Raw genomic sequence first — 2,756 nt, forward strand, 5'->3', positions numbered from 1 at the left:
GCCTGCCGCGCTGAGCGTCTACCGTATTTCTGCGGCCCGATAATGCACTGAGGCCATCCCCGGATGGAACTCGGCGACGTTCCAGTCGAACTTCGGCGCGGGACGCCCGTCTCTGCCGCTGCTCCAGGGCGGCAACCCCGACCTTGGTCCCGAAACCGCGCACACTTACCAATATGGTGTCGTGGTTCAGCCGCGTTGGATTCCGGGGCTCCAGATCTCGGTGGACTTCTTCAAGTACAACATCGACGGGCAGGTCGGCTCGATCCCGATCAACACGCTGCTTAACCAGCTCTGCTACGATGATGCGACCACGCCGTACGCTTCTAACCCGTACTGCGCGCAAATCCGTCGCGACCCCACCGGAACCGGCGGCAGCGGCATCGTCGGGGGCGTGTCTGAGGTCGTCCTCGTCCAGCAGAACGTGGCCAAGGTAAAGGTCGAGGGCTACGACTACTCGATCGCCTATGGCTTCCGCACCGAGGACCTGTTCGGCCAGGACTACGGCGACATCGCGTTGCGCCTTGACGCCACGTGGATGTACCAATTCCAGCTGCAGGGCCTGCCCGGCCAGGCGTTCACCCAACTCGCGAACACCATCAACAACGCGACGCCGGAATGGCGGGCCACCGGCTCCATTCGCTGGAGCAAGGATAAGCTGTCGCTGACCTGGAGCACCATCTGGATCGACTCCATGATCGCGAACAACGCGTTCCAGCCGAGCCAGCTCGACCCGTACTACACGGGCGACTACTACCGGCATGATATGCGGGTGTCCTATAAGTACAGCGACGAGCTGTCCTTCCGCGCCGGTGTGCTCAACGTGTTCGACCGCTATCCGCCGAAGATCTCGGACAATCAGATCTTCAGTGGTACGAGCGTGGGTGCATCGCAGTACGACAACCGCGGGCGCTTCTTCTTTGTCGGCGCGAACATGAACTTCTAGAACTCATGGAACGGCCGGCGCCTTCGGACGCCGGCCGATTCAAGATCGATGCAGGAATAAGCCGCCGGGTCCGCCCGGCGGCTCTTTTCATTTGCGACCACCGGAGATTGACGCCCCTCGCGGAGCAACCTAGCCCCGTCTCTGAACCGAGCTCTGGGGCAGATCGCGATGCGCATCCTGGTGGGAACGCCGACCTACAACGGCCAGCTCACAACCCACTACACCGGCGCGTTGCTGTCGTTGTGGGAAGCCTTTCCAGGGCAGCTCGACTGGAAGACCACCAGTGGCACCCTCCTGGCCTGGGCGCGCAACACCCTGGCCAGCCTCGTCCTGGAGTCCGACCACACCCACCTGCTCTTCATCGACTCCGACATCGACTACCCGCCCGATCTGATCCGCCGGATGGTGGAATTCGACGCCCCGATTGTCTCCGCGGTCTGCCCTCACCGCGTTCTCGACATCCCCCGGTTCCACGCCATGTCGCGCCAGTTCGACGAGCCGGTGGCCGCCTGGGCCCGCTCGCTGAGCTTCGTCATGGAGCTTGAGCAGCCGCCGGTGGAGAAGAACGGGTTCTATCGCGCGAGGCGTACCGGCACAGGCCTGATGCTCATCAAGCGCGAGGTGTTCGAGACCCTTCGTGACGCCCACCCCGAACTCTATCGCCCGGCGGCAGGCACCTACTACGAGCACCAGCGCCTGACGAACGTCCTGCAGTGCTTCGACCCCGCCTACGACGAGGGTGGCGTCAGCATGGGCGAAGACGTCTCGTTCGCCCGCCGCTGGCAGGCGACGGGCGGCGAGATCTGGGTGGTGTTCGACGACACTGTAGGCCACGTGGGCCCGTTCGTGTTCCGGGCCAGGCCTTGATAGGGCCGCCTATTCCGCCGGCTGCAGCGTCTTCTTCACCACGGCCCCGGCCAGCCGGCTCATGATGATCTCCTCGGCCTCGCGGACGATGCGGTGGATCAGCTCGGCGCAGGTGGGGATGTCGTGGATCAGGCCCTGGACTTGGCCCGCCGACCAGATGCCGTAGTCGGGATCGCCGGCCTCGTAGACCACCTTGCCGCGGGCCCCGGCCACCAGGTCCTTCACGTCCTCGAACTTGGCGCCGCCGGCCCGCTCGATCCGCACGACCTCGTCGCTGACCGCGTTCTTCGCCACGCGGGCGGTGTTGTGCATGGTGCGGAAGATCAGGTTGGTCTGGCGCTCGTCGTTGGCGACGATCTGCTCCTTCACCTTCTGGTGGATCGGGCTCTCGACCGTGGCCATGAAGCGGGTGCCCATGTTGACGCCCTCGGCCCCCAGGGCCAGGGCCGCCACCAGGCCGCGCGCATCGCCGAAGCCGCCCGAGGCGATCATCGGGATCTTCACCTTGTCGGCCGCCGCCGGGATCAGGATCAGGCCGCCCACGTCGTCCTCCCCCGGGTGACCGGCGCACTCCAGGCCGTCGATGGAGATGGCGTCCACGCCCATCCGCTCGGCCGACAGGGCGTGGCGGACGGCGGTGCACTTGTGGATCACCTTCACGCCATGGGCCTTGAAGTGGTCGACATGCTCCTGCGGCTTGTAGCCAGCCGTCTCGACGATCTTCACGCCCATGTCGATGATCGCCTGACGGTACTCGGCATAGGGCGGCGGAGTGATCGCCGGCAGGATGGTCAGGTTCACGCCGAACGGCTTGTCGGTCAGCTTGCGGGCCTTCTCGATCTCGCGGCGCAGGTCGTCGGGCGTCGGCTGAGTCAGGGCGGTGATGAAGCCCAGGCCGCCGGCGTTGGCCACGGCGGCCACCAGCTCGGCCCGGCCCACCCACTGC

Annotated in this window: 3 protein-coding genes; 2 read left to right on the plus strand and 1 reads right to left on the minus strand. The window is 65.6% G+C overall.

The features are described from left to right. Positions 1-55: 55 nt before the first annotated feature. Together AX721_RS06190 and AX721_RS06195 are read left to right on the plus strand one after the other, a co-directional pair. Positions 56-943 carry a TonB-dependent receptor domain-containing protein gene (locus AX721_RS06190; RefSeq protein ID WP_082765531.1) on the plus strand — a complete coding sequence of 296 codons (888 nt, stop codon included), beginning with the start codon at positions 56-58 and terminating at the stop codon, positions 941-943. 168 nt (positions 944-1,111) lie between these two features. After that, complete coding sequence (locus AX721_RS06195) at positions 1,112-1,810, plus strand: hypothetical protein (RefSeq protein ID WP_068875145.1); 699 nt, start codon at positions 1,112-1,114, stop codon at positions 1,808-1,810. 9 nt (positions 1,811-1,819) lie between these two features. Here the strand turns inward: AX721_RS06195 and AX721_RS06200 are convergent. Then, positions 1,820-2,756 (minus strand): nitronate monooxygenase family protein (locus AX721_RS06200; RefSeq protein WP_068875146.1); only part of this gene is annotated, 937 nt, incomplete at its 5' end.

The sequence above is a fragment of the Phenylobacterium sp. CCH9-H3 genome (assembly GCF_001557235.1).
GTDB lineage: Bacteria > Pseudomonadota > Alphaproteobacteria > Caulobacterales > Caulobacteraceae > Phenylobacterium.

Coding starts and splice junctions, on each gene's coding strand:
- AX721_RS06195 (WP_068875145.1), top strand. CDS start 1,112: ATGCGCATCCTGGTGGGAACGCCGACCTACAACGGCCAGCTCACAACC.